Raw genomic sequence first — 18575 nt, 5'->3', positions numbered from 1 at the left:
AACCCAAACTTGTTTACTCGGCCACTTTGCAAACAAGTCTATCGTTGATTGACGATTAATACAAATATCGTGTGAGAGTTTCTTTCGAAAAAAATAAGCATGCTGGCTACGTGAAGACCAAATCAACGTTCAATAAATATAAAAAATGCCGCTAAGTTATTCACTTAACGGCATTAATGATCAACCTTGAAGTGAGCGTCCAAAGCTTATTCATATCAGTTTATTCATATCATCTTATTACAGAATAATTAAACTGACTCAAATTGATGTTCATCTCTGTCGACATAGCTTGTTGCTGCCGTCAGGGCTTCATATCTAAATCGATAAGTATTGGATTCAGGTACGAGATCAAGCACGTGGAATTTCTCTAATTGCTGGCGAGTATTCTCGTTAGGGCACAGCAGGTACACTTCGCATTGTGCATCTAACGCATCTTTAATCGCGTTTTCTAATGCCAAGCCTACAGTGACATCAATCATCGGCACATCCGTCAGATCTAAAATCATAGCTTCATAATCAGAGATACTTGAGTGCTGACGCGAAATCGCCTTTGAAACACTGAAGATCATTGGGCCAGAGAGATAAAAGAACAACACCTTACCATTGGCACTATCCAGCAATTGACGTTCACTATCAGTCAACGGAATATCGTCTTCGTCATCACCATCACTAATTGCCTTAACCTGTCTGGCTTGCTCTCGGCTTAACCTTTCAATGATCAGGATATTCGAGATAAAAACGCCCAGTCCAACGGCGATGATCAAGTCAACAAAAACGGTTAGTAGCATCACGCCATACATCACTCCCATGCCTGCATAACTGACCTTATGTGCACGCTGGATGAAGCTCCAATCAAGTATGTTGAAACCAACATACATCGCGATACCCGCTAAAACCGCCATAGGAATCGGTTCGGTTAAGCCACCAGCAACCAAGACCACTAATGCCAGAACCAATGCACGAATGACGCCAGAAAGCGGAGAACGGGCACCCACCTGAATATTAGTCACGGTACCCATGGTCGCACCGGCACCAGGTAGTGCACCAAATAAGCCCGAAATCATATTCGCAATGCCCTGGCCGCGAAGTTCTTTGTCTGAATCATGCTCTTTACGAGTCAGTGAGTCTCCAATAACCGCGGTCAGAAGCGTATCAATACAACCAAGTGTACCCAGCACCAGAGCATCGATAACCATAGTGGTAAATTGCTCAGAGCTGATCGTAGGAATAACAAGAGAAGGTAAGCCCGCAGGTATCTCACCGATACGGCGAATAGAATCGGTATCAAAAATGATGACGGATAAAAGAGTAACAGCGACCAAAGCAACAAGCTGGGCTGGTACATACTTACGGTATTTCGCCGGAAAGCCGAAAAGGATTCCTAGCGTTAATCCACCTAAAAACAGTTCGCTTATTTTCAGGTTGGCTAAGGTATCAGGCAGCGCAGAAAGCGTTCCCATCACCCCACCAGATGGAGCAGCATGTCCTAACAATGGAGACAGTTGCAAGATAATAAGAATGACACCAATACCCGACATAAATCCGGAGATCACGCTATATGGCATCAACGTAACGTATTTTCCGAGCTTTAATGTACCGAGCAATATCTGAAAAGCACCTGCCATCATGACAACGGTAAAGGTCATTGCCATTCCGGTTTCAGGATACTTAGCCACCATGCTCGTCATCACTGCCGTCATGATCACCGTCATGGGCCCAGTAGGTTCAGATATCAGACTACTCGAACCTCCGAACAACGCCGCGAATAAGCCGACCATGATAGCGCCCCAAAGACCGGCTTCAGCGCCCGCGCCAGACGCGACACCAAATGCCAACGCTAAAGGCAATGAGATAATGGCTGTAGTCACACCGCCAAACATGTCACCTTTGAGACTGATATCCGAAAAACGACTTCCAAACAAAACACACCTTCCTGATGATGAAATGACAAACTTTATAACTTTAACAAATGAGTTAGTCAGACAGAAAGTGTTAATTCAATCACATTATTCATGACTTATAACCAGATGGTATTTTATGTGCTAAGTTAATGATTTTAACGACTAGAACACGTCAGATGAGTACGTGTTAACGCAGTTTTTACGGGATTGAATTTGTAACATTGTGTATAGTTACAATTCTTAATTAAGGGATGTAAGACGCAAAATGCCAGAGATTAAACAGCTTTTTGAAAACAACTCTAAATGGTCTGAAGAAATTCGATCTCAAAGACCTGAGTATTTTACAACGCTTGAAGAGGGTCAAAGCCCTGGTTTTTTATGGATAGGTTGTTCAGATAGCCGAGTACCGGCCGAACGCCTCACTGGTTTGTATTCCGGAGAACTGTTTGTTCACCGAAACGTGGCTAACCAAGTGGTCCATACTGATCTCAACTGCTTATCTGTTGTGCAATACGCGGTGGATGTACTCAAAGTTAAACATATCATTGTCTGTGGCCATTATGGCTGTGGGGGTGTGAATGCAGCTATTGATAATCCGAAGCTAGGCCTAATTAATAACTGGCTACTTCACATTCGCGACAATTACCTTAAGTACCGTAAGCAGATCGAATCTCTACCTCGTGAACAATGGGGTGATAAATTGTGCGAAATTAACGTCGCAGAGCAAGTCTATAACTTGGGCAACTCCACCATCATGCAGACCGCATGGGAACGTGGGCAAGATATTGAAATCCATGGTGTTGTTTATGGGATTGGTAATGGCAAGCTGCAAGATCTTGGCGTTCGTTGTTCAAGCAATGACACGTTAGAGAATAGCCACTTAGATGCTCTTGATAAGATCTTATCGACGCCCATTCTTGGTTAACGGTTATCTCTTAACGCTTAATAGACAAATATAAGAAAGGCTCGCATTGTGCGAGCCTTTTTTGTCACTATTTAACAGAGTAATAATTACTCTTGAGGTACAACTTTACCGATGTAAGGTAGGTGACGATACTTTTGTGCATAGTCGATACCCACACCAACAACGAATTCGTCAGGAATTTCAAAACCAATCCATTTAGTATCAACAATCACTTCACGGCGAGAAGGCTTGTCTAATAGCGTACAAATTTCGATGGATTTAGGACCACGTAGGCTTAGAATCTCTTTCACTTTAGTCAGTGTGTTACCTGTATCGATGATATCTTCTACAAGTAGAACGTCTTTACCTTGGATATCGTCATCAAGGTCTTTCAGAATACGTACGTCACGTGAGCTTTCCATACCGTTGCCGTAGCTAGATGCGGTCATGAAATCAACTTGGTGAGTTAAATCGATAGCACGAGCAAGATCTGCCATAAAGACAAAAGATCCACGTAATAAGCCAACTAAAACAAGATCTTCACTACCGTTGTAGTGTTCCGTGATCTGTTTACCTAGTTCATTCACTCGATCCTGAACTTCTTGCTCAGAGATCATGACTTCAACTGTATGCTTCATACTGCTCTCATTTTGTTGGGTGATTGCGACAAGTTTAGACAGTTCTGCCATGGGTGCCGCTCAATTTTGTGCGTAAGTCTAGCATTGCTCAAATACCCACACCACCTTACAGCTCGAATTTACTGTTAGATTCTCAATGAAATGTGCACAGCCCCCTTGTTACATACTCGCTTTCTTTCACATCCATGCTGATCACGCTTTATGTATCAAGTTTGATGTAACTGTCTATAAAATAAGCTCAAAGGATTGACCATTTGCATATGCACCATTACACTCATCTTGGCTTAAATAATAATAAAATCATTAATATAAAAAATTCGTTGGCAAGGAAAACAAAATGGACTCAATATCTAAGAGACCTAGAACTAGGCTTTCACCTTTAAAAAGAAAACTTCAATTGATGGAAATCGCACTTGAGGTATTCTCTCGCCGCGGCATTGGCCGTGGTGGGCACGCTGATATAGCTGACATTGCTCAGGTATCAGTTGCAACCGTGTTTAACTACTTCCCAACCCGTGAAGATCTGGTTGATGAAGTACTTAACCACGTCGTTCGCCAATTCTCTAACTTCCTTTCAGACAATATCGATCTCGATATTCACGCAAAAGAGAACTTACATAATATTGCAACTGAAATGGTGACGTTGGTGGCTCACGATTGCCATTGGTTGAATGTATGGTTTGAATGGAGCGCATCAACCCGTGATGAAGTATGGCCTCTATTCGTAACCACAAACCGCACTAACCAAATGTTACTACAAAACATGTTTAGCAAAGCGATAGAGCGTGGCGAAGTCTGTGACGACCACGACCCTAAGCACCTTGCGAATCTGTTCCACGGCATTTGTTACTCGCTATTCATTCAAGCGAAGCGTGTAGATACGCAAGAAGAACTTTCGACCTTGACGGATAGCTACTTAAACATGCTGTGCATTTATAAGTAGATTCGAGATTCGAGATTCGAGATTCGAGATTCGAGATTCGAGATTCGAGATTCGAGATTCGAGATTCGAGATTCGAGATTCGAGATTCGAGATTCGAGATTCGAGATTCGAGATTCGAGATTCGAGATTCGAGATTCGAGATTCGAGATTCGAGATTCGAGATTCGAGATTCGAGTAAAATGATTTAAGGATTGGCGTTTTGCGTCAATCCTTTTTTATTACCAATAGATTGCTATTTGTTGAAAGAGATTCCCTACAAGTATGATGACCAAATTTTCTTCAGACATAAAAAAACCGCTGACGAATCAGCGGCTTTTATAATCTAGATATGCTCAAAATAATTGGAGTTGCAGCTAGGCGACCCTTTCTTTGTTAAGTAACTAAAGTTCTGCCCTATGAGCATAGATCTACTATGTGATTAGGGTGAACTTACGCAGTTAACAACGCTGCGGCTTCAAGTATGAAGAGTATTTACTTTTTCTTTTTCACTGCTTTCTTATTTGGAAGGTCAGTGATTGAACCTTCGAATACTTCCGCAGCTAGACCAACAGACTCGTGTAGAGTTGGGTGAGCGTGGATAGTAAGTGCAATATCTTCTGCATCACAACCCATTTCAATTGCTAGGCCGATTTCGCCAAGAAGTTCACCACCGTTAGTACCAACAACAGCACCACCGATTACGCGATGAGTATCTTTATCGAAGATCATCTTAGTAACGCCGTCTGCACAGTCAGAGGCGATTGCACGACCAGAAGCAGCCCAAGGGAAAGTAGCAACTTCGTAGTTGATGCCTTCAGCTTTCGCTTCTTTCTCAGTCTTACCTACCCAAGCAACTTCTGGCTCAGTGTACGCGATTGATGGAATAACCTTAGGGTCGAAGTAGTGCTTCTTACCAGAGATAACTTCAGCAGCTACGTGACCTTCATGCACACCTTTGTGAGCAAGCATTGGTTGACCAACAACGTCACCGATCGCGTGGATGTGAGGAACGTTAGTACGCATTTGCTTATCAACATTGATAAAGCCACGCTCATCAACTTCGATACCCGCTTTTTCAGCGTCGATAAGTGCACCGTTTGGAACACGACCGATAGCAACAAGAACAGCATCGTAGCGCTCAGCTTCAGCTGGTGCTTTTTTGCCTTCCATTGATACGTAGATACCGTCTTCTTTCGCTTCAACAGCAGTCACTTTAGTTTCAAGCATTAGCTTGAACTTGTTCTTAATGCGCTTAGTGAAAACTTTAACGATATCTTTATCCGCAGCAGGGATAACTTGATCGAACATCTCTACAACTTCAACTTTAGAACCTAGAGAGTGGTAAACCGTACCCATCTCAAGACCGATGATACCGCCGCCCATGATAAGCAGTTTTTCAGGTACTTCGTTTAGTTCTAGTGCATCCGTAGAATCCCAAATACGTGGGTCTTCATGTGGGATGAAAGGAAGTTTGATTGGGCGAGAACCCGCAGCAATGATTGCGTTGTCGAAGTTAACCGTAGTTGCTTCACCTTCGCCTTCAACAAGAATGCTGTTAGGACCAGTGAACTTACCGAAACCGTTAACAACAGTAACGTTACGCATCTTAGCCATACCGCCAAGACCGCCAGTTAATTGATCAACTACTTTATCTTTCCAGATACGAATCTTGTTGATGTCAGTTTGTGGCTCGCCGAATACAACGCCGTGCTCTGCCATCGCTTTAGCTTCTTCGATTACTTTAGAAACGTGAAGAAGTGCTTTTGATGGAATACAACCAACGTTTAGACATACACCACCAAGAGTGCTGTAACGTTCAACTAGTACTGTTTCTAGACCTAAATCCGCACAACGGAATGCAGCTGAGTAACCAGCAGGACCTGAACCAAGTACAACAACTTGGGCTTTAATTTCTTTGCTCATTGTGACCTCTTGTAGTCATTATCCCTAACAGGCTGAGTAGATGTTCTTAAAATTATTGGGCTTTCAAACAGGAAACATTTTACAGAGATGTTAACAGTGTGAAAGTAGCTTTAAGTTAGCCTGTGAGCTAGACAACAATTCCCTCTCGCTTTCTTAGAAATGCGGGAAACTGTTCTCTAAAAATAGTCTTTATATAAAGAATTAAGGTGACCCGAAAGCCACCTTAATAATTACTTTCTCAATTACAGAACTAGACGACGAATGTCAGATAGTGCGCTGTTTAAGAAAGTAATGAAGCGTGCACCTTCTGCACCATCGATCACGCGGTGATCATATGATAGAGACAGTGGAAGCTGTAGACGTGGTTGGAACTCTTTACCATTCCAAACTGGCTTAATCTCAGACTTAGATACACCTAAGATACCTACTTCTGGAGCATTTACGATTGGTGTAAATGCAGTACCGCCAATACCACCAAGGCTAGAGATTGTGAAACAACCGCCTTGCATGTCTGCCGCAGTTAGCTTGCCAGAGCGTGCTTTCTTAGAAACAACCATTAGTTCTTCAGATAGCTCGTAAATACCTTTCTTGTTCACATCTTTGAAAACAGGAACAACTAGGCCGTTTGGTGTATCAACTGCGATACCCACGTTTACGTACTTCTTAAGAATGATGCTTTCGCCATCGTCAGAAAGAGACGAGTTGAATGCTGGGAATGCTTCTAGCGCTTTAGCAACAGCTTTCATGATGAACACAAGTGGAGTGATCTTCATACCAGTGTCTTTCTTCGCTTCGATTGCGTTCTGTTCTTTACGGAATGCCTCTAGCTCAGTGATGTCTGCGTTGTCCCACTGTGTAACGTGAGGGATCATTACCCAGTTACGGTGCAGGTTAGCGCCAGAGATCTTCTTAATCTTAGAAAGCTTCTGAACTTCAGTTTCGCCGAACTTGCTGAAGTCAACTTTTGGCCATGGTAGTAGACCAAGAGCAGAACCGTCACCGCCTTTGCCAGATGCAGCTGCACCAGACTCAAGACGCTTAAGTGCATCTTTAACGTAAGACTGAACGTCTTCTTTAAGGATACGGCTCTTACGACCAGTACCTTTAACCTTAGAAAGGTTAACGCCAAATTCACGAGCAAGACGACGAACTACAGGAGAAGCGTGCGCGTAGTCACCGTTCTCTTGGAAGTCGCCAACTGCTGGAGCTACTGTTTCTGCTTTAGGTGCAGGTGCTGCTGCCGGAGCTGCTGCTTGTGCTGGAGCGGAAGCCACTACTGCTACTGGAGCTGCGCCTTCCACAACGAAAGTCATGATTAGAGAGCCTGTTGACACTGTGTCACCAGCTGCAATCTTGATCTCTTTTACTGTACCAGCGAATGGTGCAGGCACTTCCATTGAAGCTTTGTCGCCTTCAACAGTAATTAGAGATTGCTCTTCTTCTACTGTATCGCCAACCGCTACCATGATTTCAGTAACTTCTACTTCGTCACCACCGATATCAGGAACGTTCACTTCTTTCTCAGCAGATGCTGCTGGAGCCGCTGCAACTGGTGCTGGAGCAGGAGCTGCTGCAACTGGAGCGCCAGAACCTGCCACTTCAAATACCATCACTAGAGAACCAGTAGATACTGAATCACCAGAAGCGATCTTGATTTCTTTAACGATACCAGCGAATGGTGCAGGTACTTCCATTGAAGCCTTGTCACCTTCAACAGTAAGAAGAGATTGCTCTTCTTCTACTGCGTCACCGATAGCTACCATGATTTCAGTTACTTCAACTTCATCACCGCCGATATCAGGAACGTGAACTTCTTTAAGCTCTGCCGCTGCTGCCGCTGCAGGCGCAGCTACTGGAGCTGCCTCTGCTGCTGGAGCAGGTGCAGCTTCAGCTGCACCCTCGGCTTCGAAAATCATGATAAGAGAACCAGTAGAAACAGAATCGCCTTCAGCTACTTTGATTTCTTTAACAATACCTGCTTGAGACGCTGGAACTTCCATAGAAGCTTTGTCGCCTTCAACAGTGATCAGAGACTGCTCTTCTTCAACCTTGTCGCCAACGCTTACAAGAATCTCAGTAACTTCAACCTCATCCGCACCGATGTCAGGTACATTAATTTCGATTGCCATTGCTTATTTACCTTCTAGTTAAGCGCTGTATTAAGCGTATTGTGGGTTTGTTTTTTCAGTGTCGATATCGAATTTAGCAATTGCTTCAACAACTACAGATTTCTCGATATCACCACGTTTAGCCAGTTCAGTTAGCGCTGCAACTACGATGTAGCCAGCGTTAACTTCGAAGTGACGACGTAGGTTTTCACGGCTGTCAGAACGGCCGAAACCATCTGTACCAAGTACTTTATAAGACTCAGTTGGCATGTACGCACGTACTTGCTCAGCGTAGTTCTTCATGTAGTCAGTCACTGCGATTGCAGGTTCTTTACCAAGAACAGTTGTGATGTACGGTACTTTTTCTTCCGCTTCTGGGTGAAGCATGTTGTCACGCTCTACCGCTTGACCATCACGAGTTAGTTCGTTGAACGACGTTACAGAGAATACGTCAGATGCTACGCCGTACTCTTCACTTAGAATTGCAGCCGCTTTACGCGCTTCGTTCATAATAGTACCAGAGCTCATTAGTTGAACTTTGCCCTTAGCACCAGCGTGAGATTCAAGCTTGTAAATACCTTTACGGATGCCTTCTTCAGCGCCTTCTGGCATTGCTGGCATTGCGTAGTTCTCGTTCATTACTGTTAAGTAGTAGTAAACGTTTTCTTGCTCAGGACCGTACATGCGACGGATACCGTCTTGCATGATTACCGCTAACTCGTAAGCAAACGTTGGGTCGTAAGAGATACAGTTAGGTACTGTGTTCGCCATGATGTGCGAGTGACCATCTTCGTGCTGTAGACCTTCGCCGTTTAGCGTTGTACGACCAGCAGTAGCACCCAATAGGAAGCCACGAGCTTGTTGGTCACCTGCTAGCCATGCCATGTCGCCAATACGTTGGAAACCGAACATTGAGTAGTAGATGTAGAACGGGATCATCGGTAGATCGTTTGTGCTGTATGACGTTGCAGCAGCAACCCATGAAGCCATAGAACCTAGTTCGTTGATACCTTCTTGAAGAACTTGACCAGACGTTGCTTCTTTGTAGTAAGAAACGATGCCTTTATCTTCTGGAGTGTAATCTTGACCGTGTGGGTTGTAGATACCAACCTGACGGAATAGACCTTCCATACCGAATGTACGTGCTTCATCACAGATGATAGGAACGATGTTCTTACCAATGTTCTTATCTTTAAGAAGGATGTTTAGCGTACGTACATAAGCCATAGTTGTAGAGATATCACGCTTCTGCTCACCTAGTAGAGGTGCGAATGCGTCTAGCTCAGGAACCTTGAACTCTTGTGTAAACTTAGGAAGACGTGCTGGAGTGTAACCGTGTAGAGCGTTACGACGCGCGTGCATGTATTCGTATTCAGCAGAACCTTCTTCCAGTTTTAGATATGGAAGTTCAGCGATTTTCTCATCTGATAGTAGGTCTTCAAGGCCTAGGCGATCACGCAGGTGTTGAACATGAGTCATGTCCATTTTCTTAACACCGTGTGCAATGTTCTTACCTTCAGCTGCATCACCCATGCCGTAACCTTTAACAGTTTTAGCTAGGATTACCGTTGGCTTACCGTTTGTCTCTTTTGCATTGTTGAATGCAGCAAACAGTTTAGAAGAATCGTGACCACCACGCTTAAGAGCGAAGATTTCGTCATCAGTCATATCAGCAACGAGTGCAGCTGTTTCTGGGTACTTACCAAAGAAGTGCTCACGTACGTATGCGCCATCTTTAGATTTAAATGTCTGGTAATCACCATCGATAGTTTCGTTCATTAGTTGAAGAAGCTTACCAGTAGTGTCTTTAGCCAGTAGTGAATCCCAGTTGCTACCCCAGATAACTTTAACAACGTTCCAACCTGCGCCTTTGAATAGGCCTTCAAGTTCTTGAATGATGCTACCGTTACCCATTACAGGACCGTCTAGACGCTGTAGGTTACAGTTGATTAGGAAACATAGGTTGTCTAGCTTCTCACGCGCAGCGAAAGAGATAGCACCACGTGATTCTGGCTCATCCATCTCACCGTCACCTAGGAACGCGTATACGCGTTGCGCTGAAGTTTCTTTCAGGCCACGGCCGTCAAGGTACTTAAGGAAGCGCGCTTGGTAAATCGCAGAGATAGGACCAAGACCCATAGATACTGTCGGGAATTGCCAGAACTCAGGCATCAGTTTCGGGTGCGGGTAAGAAGGGATACCTTTACCATCAACTTCTTGACGGAAGTTATCTAGCTGCTCTTCAGTTAGACGACCTTCAACGAATGCACGAGAGTAGATACCTGGAGAGATGTGACCTTGGTAATAAACTAGATCGCCACCGTCAGTCTCGTTTGGAGCACGGAAGAAGTGGTTGAAACATACTTCGTAGAACGCTGCTGCTGACTGGTAAGAAGCCATATGACCACCAAGGTCTAGGTCTTTCTTAGAAGCACGCAATACGATCATGATTGCGTTCCAGCGAATAATCGAACGAATACGACGCTCAAGAGTTACGTCACCAGGGTAAGCTGGCTCTTGTGCTGCTGGAATTGTGTTGATGTAGTTTGTGTTGATGCCTGTAGCCATATCAACACCATCTAAACGCGCTTTATCTAGAACTTGTTCTAGTAAAAACTGTGCACGTTCTACACCTTCTTCACGTACTACTGACTCAAGAGCTTCTAACCAATCTTGAGTTTCCAGAGCATCAACGTCATGCTTCATGTCAGACATGGCGATCTATCCTTTTTGTTAGTTGGATTCTACTAAACACGTAAAAAGCCGAAGTATTACGGCTATTTACCCTGTTGAATTCGACGTAGGGAACGTTCGCGACGCGACTCTTCCTTCGTCAAATCCAGCAATGTTTCTTCGATGTAAGCTAAATGAGAATGTGACATTTCACGTGCCTGTTCTGGCTGCCCTGAAACAATCGCATCTACAATGTTAGCTCGATGTATACTCACTTTCTCCACAACGTCTTTACGACGATGCAACAGATTTAAATTCTCTAAGACGTTTTGTTCGAGTAACGGAGCCAAACTACGAACAATGTGCAATAACACCACATTGTGTGCAGCCTCTGTTAAAGCAATAAGAAAAGCCATCACTGCTGCAGATTCGGCTTCAATATCACCCTTATCTTGCGCACCATGAATCTTTTCTTGGCATGCTTGAATTCGAGCAAAGTCTTCATCAGTACCACGTAATGCCGCAAAGTAAGCCGAAATCCCTTCCATCGCATGACGCGATTCCAACAAGTCTAGTTGGGTTTCAGAATGGGATGACAACAAATTAAGCAAAGGATCTGAAAAGCTTTTCCAGATATTTTCGCTCACAAACGTACCTCCACCTTGACGGCGAGTAAGCAAGCGTTTTGCTTCTAAACGTTGTATGGCTTCTCGAATTGAAGGACGAGACACATCGAACTGTTTCGCCAGTTCGCGCTCTGGTGGCAGCTGCTGCCCAGGAGCCAGTGTTCCCTCCACAATCAACCTTTCTAACTCTTGTTCGATAACATCGGAGAGTTTTGGCTGACGAATCCTTTGATAAGCCATAGTTTGTTATTCTTCTTTTTCTTCGCTGACAATTGGTAATACCAATTTTAAGTTGCGCAGAAATTAACATAATTAAAACGCCACTGTCCAGTCTAAAATTGACCTGCATCATAGAATGCAGTGTGAATTAACCGTGATTTAACAAATGAAATTTAAAACAGCAACCAAATTGGTCTTACCATTTACAGGGGTAATACTTTTGGGGAGGATTCGTGCTAGAAAGTTTCAGGATAAAAATGAATTGTTTCAGAAAGATTAGTCAAACTAGGTCAAAAATCGAACCGAGCGCACATTAGAGACAGAAATTCTGTTCATAAGTCTTAATATTTAGGCGTTTGATAAGCGCGTCACACTCTGGATTTATTGATGCTTAGCTCCCAACCACTTTATTTACATAGCAACAACAAAAATTCACAAGTCATTATGCTAGGCGTTGATTATTCACACCTAGCTGTCAGTAACACCATTTAAAACTCGAAGCTCAGGCCTTGAGCTTTCTTTTTAATTTCTGCCAGTCGAAAACCAAACCAGGGTCAGTCTTACGCAAGGGGGCAATATATTGATGTCCTGTGATGCGTTGTTCTGTGATCTCTGGAAAATTCGACATTAGAGTTTCAGTCAGCTGCGACAAGGATTGATACTGCTGCTCGGTATAAGCCGCAAAGTCACTGCCCTCGAGTTCAATACCAATAGAGTAATCATTACACCTTTCACGCCCAGCAAAACTAGACTGGCCAGCATGCCAAGCTCGGTCTAAGAACGAAACAAACTGCACCACTTCACCATCACGACGAATCAAGCAATGGGCAGACACGCCCATTTGGTGAATCACCTCAAAAAAAGGATGTTCAAAGGGGTCTAACTTACCCGTAAAAAACTGTTCAATATAAGGACCACCAAATTGCCCTGGAGGCAAACTAATATTGTGAACCACCAGCAAAGAAACATCATCAACACTAGGCCTAGCATCAAAATGCGGGGAAGGAACATGCCGAGCGTTGTCATACCATCCGTTGGAGCTGATCGTCATCTTAATCTCACTTTCTTTTCCGCTAACACAATAGATTGTGACTTTGCCCATAGAGCCGTCGTGCTAGCCTCTTTAATTTGAAGTTAAGCAAGAGTATCATTCCATTCCCACTCCCTTTCAAGATTAGATTTGCGATGAAAAACACACATAACAGCCACCAACGCCTTGACTACTTAAAAGAGCAACTGCCTCTAGAGATCACTCGTGCAGTCGCTGAGACTATCCGAGAAGATCTAGGCGGAACACTCGATCCAGCGGCTGATATTACGGCAAGTCTAATCCCAGCAGACGCAATCAACAGCGCGACCATCATTACCCGTGAACACGGTGTGTTTTGTGGTAAAGCTTGGGCTGATGAAGTGTTTAAGCAATTAGGCGGTGAAGTGACTATCGAGTGGAACGTAGAAGACGGCGACAAGGTTGAACCAAACCAAACACTTTGCACGCTAACTGGCCCTGCACGCGCGCTATTAACCGGTGAACGTAACGCAATGAACTTCATTCAAACGCTATCTGGCTGCGCGACGACGACGGCAATCTACGCAGATAAAATCAAGCACACAGAATGCCGCCTGTTAGATACTCGTAAAACGATCCCAGGCCTACGCAGCGCTTTAAAATACGCAGTCGCTTGTGGTGGTGGTTTCAACCACCGTATTGGTGTATTCGATGCTTATCTAATCAAAGAAAACCATATCATCGCCTGTAGTGGCATTGAGAAAGCGATTTCTACGGCAAAAGAGCTTAACCCAGGTAAGCCTGTAGAAGTTGAAACAGAAAGCCTAGAAGAGTTAGAGCAAGCAATCAGCGCTGGCGCAGACATCATCATGCTAGACAACTTCACTACCGACATGATGCGTGAAGCGGTTAAAATCAACGCTGGCCGTGCCGCACTAGAGAACTCAGGCAATGTAACTCTAGACACTATCGCAGAGTTCGCTGAAACGGGTGTTGATTACATCTCGGTAGGCGCACTCACTAAGCACTTAAAAGCAATGGATTTATCTATGAGATTCAAAGCTTAATTTATTGAAATATAAATAGCTTATCTTTAAAGGCACGGTTAAATACCGTGCTTTTTTTATTGCTTAAATTATCAGCATTTCAATCACTTATTTAAGTCGATCGCATAATTTTGCGCGCCATATGAAACATCACACTAATAAATACCAAACCACTCGCGACCACACCTGAATCTCATTCCACTTCTCCATTCCGACTTCTATTCTGTCCATCAACCAGTGCCTGCACTGAAATAAACTAAACAATGGAATAGAACAATGAATAACAAAAGTAAAAGAACAAATCAGAAAGGTTTTACACTGATTGAATTAATGATTGTAGTGGCGATTATTGGTATTTTGTCAGCATTTGCTGTGCCTGCTTACCAAAACTACACAATGAAAGCACACGCTAGTGAAATGTTAAGTGCTTCATCTGCGATGAAAATGTCTCTCGGTATATGTCTAGTAAATGGCGAAGCTAATTGCTCATCAGGTAACGGTGGTGTGCCAGATTCACAGACTCTAGGAGAATTTACTGTCTCAGCAGTTGCTGGTGTTAGTGATGCGGCTACAACGATTCAAGCAATTGTCGATGCAGGCCAAACAAAAGGAAGATTAGTTGAAGGAGACAGCATAACCATAACTCCTGACTTAACAACCTCAGGAGTAACATGGGAAGTGACATGTACAAATGGAGGAACACAAAACGCGGATGTATCTGATTGGTGTCCAGCTAACTAATGCTCACTAACCTCCCAACCGTTCTACGTCAGGCTGGCTTACTTAGCCTGACTCAAGAACAAGCCGTTGCGGAACAAGTACAAGCTTCAGGCATTTCGACACCTGAAGCTTTGCTCGCTCTGGATTTCTTCAGCGGCGATTCCTTAGCAAACAACATTAAAACCATCTTCGGCTTACCCTTAGTACAACTTGCCAATACGGACTATGAAACCTTACGTGACCAATTAGGGCTTCGCGAACTGATTACTAAATATCGTGCTATCCCGATTTCAGTTTCTAGCTCAACTCTCACACTCGCTTCTGCCGACCCTACGGATTTACAGGCTGAAGATGACTTCCGCTTTGCGACAGGGTTGCAGGTTGAATTGGTTGTTGCTAATTACTCTGAATTAGAAGGCGCGATACGCAAGCTGTATGGTCGATCTATTTCCGGGCAAGATTCTAAGCGTAAAGAGATCACCCAAGATGAGCTAGCTAACCTCGTGAAGGTATCTGACGACGAAATAACGTCGATTGAAGATCTCAGCCAAGACGACTCCCCTGTGAGTCGCTTTATCAATCAGATTCTGGTTGATGCGGTACGTAAAGGCGCATCGGACATCCATTTTGAGCCCTACGAAGAACACTACCGAGTGCGCCTACGTTGCGATGGCATTCTTGTCGAGACCCAACAGCCCGCCTCTCATTTAAGCCGTCGATTATCAGCGCGCTTAAAGATCCTCGCAAAACTGGATATTGCAGAACGTCGCTTACCTCAAGATGGTCGTATTAAACTGCGTTTAAATGACGAACTGGCAATTGATATGCGCGTATCAACACTGCCTACCTTATGGGGCGAGAAGATCGTACTGCGATTGCTTGATAGCAGTGCGGCCAATCTCGATATCGATAAGCTCGGTTACAGCGAGGCGCAAAAAGCCCTCTACCTCAATGCACTAAAGCGCCCGCAAGGGATGATCTTAATGACCGGGCCAACCGGCAGCGGTAAAACGGTTTCTCTTTATACTGGACTTCGAGTACTCAACACCTCTGAACGCAACATCTCAACAGCTGAAGACCCTGTAGAGATTAACCTGTGTGGCATCAATCAGGTACAAGTGACGCCTAAGATTGGCTTTGGTTTCGCCGAGGCACTACGATCGTTTTTACGACAAGACCCAGACATCGTGATGGTTGGAGAAATCCGAGATTTAGAAACCGCCGAGATCGCGATCAAAGCATCGCAAACAGGTCACTTGGTGCTTTCTACACTGCACACCAATTCTGCTGCTGAAACCGTAACTCGGCTTGCTCACATGGGAATTGAACCCTTTAATCTTGCTTCGTCATTGAGCCTAATCATAGCCCAACGACTGGCAAGACGCTTGTGCAACCATTGCAAAGAAACAGACGACTCGCCGGACATATTTCTGCGTCACTCTATCCCAAACAGCCAAACCATCTACAAAGCCAACTCTCAAGGCTGTAATGAGTGTAACCAAGGTTACTCAGGTCGAGTGGGTATCTATGAAGTGATGCCGTTTACCGACAACCTAAAAACCAGCCTTATCAATAAACCCAATGCGCTAGCGATTGAAGCTCTCGCACGTCGAGAAGGCATGCGCACTCTGCAAGAGTCAGGGCTAGATAAACTGCTTGAAGGCACCACCAGCTATCAAGAGCTACAACGTGTTCTATACCTATAATTCACGGAGCGAAAATGAGTAGTAAAAGCAAACAATCACAACTAAAAAACTACCATTGGAAGGGAATCAATAGTTCTGGCAAGAAAATGTCTGGGCAGAGCTTAGCGCTCACCGAATTAGAAGTGCGAGAGAAGCTCAAAGAGCAATATATCCAAATTAAGAAAATCAAAAAGAAAAGTATCTCCGCAATCACTCGTTTAACTCATCAAGTCAAAGCCAAAGACATCACTATTTTGACGAGACAGCTTGCTACCATGCTCGCTACGGGTGTGCCTATCGTGCAAGCCATAAAGTTGGTATCAGATAATCATCGTAAAGCAGAAATGAAATCTATTTTATCGCATATCTGCAAAGGTGTAGAAGCCGGAACGCCAATCTCAAAAGCAATGAGAACCGCAAGCCGCCACTTTGACGATCTCTACACCGACCTAGTCGCCACCGGAGAGCTTTCCGGCAACCTCGCACAAGTCTTTGAACGCTTAGCGACCTATCGTGAAAAAAGTGAACAGTTAAAAGCTAAGGTGGTGAAAGCGCTTATCTATCCAGCAATGGTGGTCACGGTTGCGCTGACCGTCTCCTATCTCATGCTCACCATGGTCATCCCAGAGTTTGAATCGATGTTTTCAGGCTTTGGTGCCGATCTTCCCTGGTTCACCCAACAAGTCCTCGACCTGTCTCATTGGATGCAAGCTTACAGTTTTTATACCGCCCTAGGCATCGGGGCTACCAGCCTGGTTGTTCATCAACTGTGCCAACGTTCTTACTCGATTCGACTATCAGCCAGCCGCTTAGTGTTACGCTTTCCTGTACTAGGTGGCGTAATGGCAAAGGCCTCTATCGCCAAGTTCAGCCGCACCTTATCAACCAGCTTTAGTTCTGGTATTCCGATTCTAATGAGCCTCAAAACTACAGCCAAAACCGCAGGCAGTCTGCATTATGAATCTGCGATCATCGAAGTACACCGAGAAACAGCCGCGGGTATGCCGATGTATATTGCAATGCGCAATACCAATGCCTTCCCTGAAATGGTGTTACAGATGGTGATGATTGGTGAAGAGTCAGGTAACCTTGATGATATGCTGAATAAAGTCGCTTCCATCTATGAGTTTGAAGTCGACAATACCGTCGACAACTTAGGCAAAATTTTAGAGCCACTGATCATCGTGTTTTTAGGTACAGTTGTGGGTGGGCTTGTTGTCGCGATGTACTTACCAATCTTTAATCTTATGAGTGTGTTAGGATAGTTAAAAGCAACTAAACACCCATGAGTAGAAACCTCTGCTCACCTTGAACAAGTGGTAAAGGACACTATGGAAGTATTTCACTACTATCCTTGGCTATTCCCCGTATTAGCTTTCATTTTTAGCCTCCTTATCGGTAGCTTCCTCAATGTGGTCATACATCGTTTACCGATTATGATGGAGCGAGAGTGGCAACAAGAGTGCTCGGAATATTTCTCTCAATGTAAAATTCCAGCACCAGAAGGAAAGTTTAATCTCAGCATTCCTCGCTCTACTTGCCCTAAGTGTAAAACCCAACTGAGAGCAATCGACAACATCCCTGTATTAAGCTGGTTATTCCTAAAAGGTAAGTGCCGCAGTTGTACTAACCCCATCAGCGCCCGTTATCCCTTGGTCGAACTGCTTACAGCGATACTTTGTACCGTAGTCGCTAGCCACTTTGGTTTCAGTTATTACGCGATTGCTCTGATATTTTTCACCTTTGCTTTGATTACCGCGACCTTTATCGATCTCGATACTATGTTACTGCCGGATCAAATTACCTTACCTTTAGTTTGGTCTGGTATCGCTTTGGCCTTATTTAATATCAGCCCGGTATCACTGCAAGATTCCGTCGTTGGAGCGATGGCTGGTTACCTAGCACTTTGGTCTGTTTACTGGCTGTTCAAGCTGCTCACTGGCAAAGAAGGGATGGGGTACGGTGATTTTAAATTGCTAGCGGCATTAGGGGCATGGCTTGGTTGGCAACATCTACCAATGATCATCCTTCTGTCATCGCTAGTGGGCCTTGTGTTCGGATTGATTCAACTGCGACTGAAGCAACAAGGCATAGACAAAGCTTTCCCATTTGGGCCCTATCTAGCGATTGCTGGTTGGGTAAGTCTGATGTGGGGTAACGACATCATGGGTTGGTATTTCACTTCTGTACTAGGAATTTAA

The 18575-nt window shown here is 44.3% G+C and carries 14 protein-coding genes; 7 read left to right on the top strand and 7 right to left on the bottom strand.

The genetic code is table 11. The features are described 5' to 3' along the window. Nucleotides 1–248: 248 nt before the first annotated feature. Nucleotides 249–1880 (bottom strand): SulP family inorganic anion transporter, encoded by a 1632-nt coding sequence (locus OCW38_RS02800; RefSeq protein ID WP_016786429.1) that lies wholly within the window; start codon nucleotides 1878–1880, stop codon nucleotides 249–251. A 286-nt stretch (nucleotides 1881–2166) separates the two neighbouring features. Between OCW38_RS02800 and can the strand changes: the two genes are divergently transcribed. Continuing rightward, on the top strand, nucleotides 2167–2826 hold the full coding sequence (can, locus tag OCW38_RS02795; protein ID WP_010435977.1) for a carbonate dehydratase: 660 nt from the start codon (nucleotides 2167–2169) through the stop codon (nucleotides 2824–2826). Nucleotides 2827–2912: 86 nt separating this feature from the next. Here can and hpt read toward each other — a convergent pair whose 3' ends face one another. Further along, a complete protein-coding gene (gene hpt, locus OCW38_RS02790; RefSeq protein WP_010435974.1) occupies nucleotides 2913–3443 on the bottom strand; it encodes a hypoxanthine phosphoribosyltransferase in 531 nt (176 codons plus the stop codon). Between the two features lie 337 nt (nucleotides 3444–3780). Between hpt and OCW38_RS02785 the strand changes: the two genes are divergently transcribed. After that, entirely contained in the window at nucleotides 3781–4386 is a 606-nt protein-coding gene (locus OCW38_RS02785; RefSeq protein WP_010435971.1) for a LuxR/HapR/OpaR family quorum-sensing transcriptional regulator, read from the top strand. 471 nt (nucleotides 4387–4857) lie between these two features. On the opposite strand, the gene lpdA is transcribed toward OCW38_RS02785, so the two are convergent. The 5 genes from lpdA to ampD form a co-directional block, all read right to left on the bottom strand. After that, nucleotides 4858–6288, bottom strand: coding sequence for a dihydrolipoyl dehydrogenase (gene lpdA / locus OCW38_RS02780; protein ID WP_010435969.1), 1431 nt, complete (start codon nucleotides 6286–6288; stop codon nucleotides 4858–4860). A gap of 242 nt (nucleotides 6289–6530) precedes the next feature. After that, nucleotides 6531–8417 carry a pyruvate dehydrogenase complex dihydrolipoyllysine-residue acetyltransferase gene (gene aceF, locus OCW38_RS02775; RefSeq protein WP_261895011.1) on the bottom strand — a complete coding sequence of 629 codons (1887 nt, stop codon included), beginning with the start codon at nucleotides 8415–8417 and terminating at the stop codon, nucleotides 6531–6533. Nucleotides 8418–8447: 30 nt separating this feature from the next. Next, on the bottom strand, nucleotides 8448–11111 hold the full coding sequence (gene aceE, locus OCW38_RS02770; RefSeq protein WP_016768210.1) for a pyruvate dehydrogenase (acetyl-transferring), homodimeric type: 2664 nt from the start codon (nucleotides 11109–11111) through the stop codon (nucleotides 8448–8450). Nucleotides 11112–11173: 62 nt separating this feature from the next. After that, on the bottom strand, nucleotides 11174–11935 hold the full coding sequence (gene pdhR, locus OCW38_RS02765) for a pyruvate dehydrogenase complex transcriptional repressor PdhR (RefSeq protein ID WP_010435941.1): 762 nt from the start codon (nucleotides 11933–11935) through the stop codon (nucleotides 11174–11176). 481 nt (nucleotides 11936–12416) lie between these two features. After that, complete coding sequence (gene ampD / locus OCW38_RS02760; protein ID WP_261895008.1) at nucleotides 12417–13016, bottom strand: 1,6-anhydro-N-acetylmuramyl-L-alanine amidase AmpD; 600 nt, start codon at nucleotides 13014–13016, stop codon at nucleotides 12417–12419. A gap of 83 nt (nucleotides 13017–13099) precedes the next feature. On the opposite strand from ampD, the gene nadC reads away from it, so the two are divergent. From nadC to OCW38_RS02735, 5 genes are all read left to right on the top strand, one after another. Continuing rightward, nucleotides 13100–13990: a carboxylating nicotinate-nucleotide diphosphorylase gene (gene nadC / locus OCW38_RS02755; RefSeq protein ID WP_261895006.1), complete on the top strand. Its 891-nt coding sequence runs from the start codon at nucleotides 13100–13102 to the stop codon at nucleotides 13988–13990. 255 nt (nucleotides 13991–14245) lie between these two features. Then, nucleotides 14246–14710 carry a pilin gene (locus OCW38_RS02750; RefSeq protein WP_261895004.1) on the top strand — a complete coding sequence of 155 codons (465 nt, stop codon included), beginning with the start codon at nucleotides 14246–14248 and terminating at the stop codon, nucleotides 14708–14710. Next, nucleotides 14710–16395: a type IV-A pilus assembly ATPase PilB gene (pilB, locus tag OCW38_RS02745; protein ID WP_261895002.1), complete on the top strand. Its 1686-nt coding sequence runs from the start codon at nucleotides 14710–14712 to the stop codon at nucleotides 16393–16395. The genes OCW38_RS02750 and pilB overlap by 1 nt, the downstream gene beginning before the upstream one ends. Before the next feature lie 14 nt (nucleotides 16396–16409). Continuing rightward, entirely contained in the window at nucleotides 16410–17639 is a 1230-nt protein-coding gene (locus OCW38_RS02740) for a type II secretion system F family protein (protein WP_261895000.1), read from the top strand. Between the two features lie 66 nt (nucleotides 17640–17705). Next, the gene (locus tag OCW38_RS02735) at nucleotides 17706–18575 is read left to right on the top strand and encodes a prepilin peptidase (protein WP_102397192.1); all 870 of its coding nucleotides are present in this window, start codon (nucleotides 17706–17708) and stop codon (nucleotides 18573–18575) included.

The organism is Vibrio cyclitrophicus, from assembly GCF_024347435.1.
Classification (GTDB): domain Bacteria; phylum Pseudomonadota; class Gammaproteobacteria; order Enterobacterales; family Vibrionaceae; genus Vibrio; species Vibrio cyclitrophicus.
Note: the sequence above shows the minus strand (reverse complement) of the source record. Positions and strands in the feature narration are given on the sequence as shown.

Coding starts and splice junctions, on each gene's coding strand:
- aceE (WP_016768210.1), bottom strand. CDS start 11,111: ATGTCTGACATGAAGCATGACGTTGATGCTCTGGAAACTCAAGATTGG.
- pilB (WP_261895002.1), top strand. CDS start 14,710: ATGCTCACTAACCTCCCAACCGTTCTACGTCAGGCTGGCTTACTTAGC.
- can (WP_010435977.1), top strand. CDS start 2,167: ATGCCAGAGATTAAACAGCTTTTTGAAAACAACTCTAAATGGTCTGAA.
- OCW38_RS02800 (WP_016786429.1), bottom strand. CDS start 1,880: ATGTTTGGCGGTGTGACTACAGCCATTATCTCATTGCCTTTAGCGTTG.
- ampD (WP_261895008.1), bottom strand. CDS start 13,016: ATGGGCAAAGTCACAATCTATTGTGTTAGCGGAAAAGAAAGTGAGATT.
- OCW38_RS02750 (WP_261895004.1), top strand. CDS start 14,246: ATGAATAACAAAAGTAAAAGAACAAATCAGAAAGGTTTTACACTGATT.
- OCW38_RS02785 (WP_010435971.1), top strand. CDS start 3,781: ATGGACTCAATATCTAAGAGACCTAGAACTAGGCTTTCACCTTTAAAA.
- lpdA (WP_010435969.1), bottom strand. CDS start 6,288: ATGAGCAAAGAAATTAAAGCCCAAGTTGTTGTACTTGGTTCAGGTCCT.
- OCW38_RS02740 (WP_261895000.1), top strand. CDS start 16,410: ATGAGTAGTAAAAGCAAACAATCACAACTAAAAAACTACCATTGGAAG.
- nadC (WP_261895006.1), top strand. CDS start 13,100: ATGAAAAACACACATAACAGCCACCAACGCCTTGACTACTTAAAAGAG.
- OCW38_RS02735 (WP_102397192.1), top strand. CDS start 17,706: ATGGAAGTATTTCACTACTATCCTTGGCTATTCCCCGTATTAGCTTTC.
- hpt (WP_010435974.1), bottom strand. CDS start 3,443: ATGAAGCATACAGTTGAAGTCATGATCTCTGAGCAAGAAGTTCAGGAT.
- pdhR (WP_010435941.1), bottom strand. CDS start 11,935: ATGGCTTATCAAAGGATTCGTCAGCCAAAACTCTCCGATGTTATCGAA.
- aceF (WP_261895011.1), bottom strand. CDS start 8,417: ATGGCAATCGAAATTAATGTACCTGACATCGGTGCGGATGAGGTTGAA.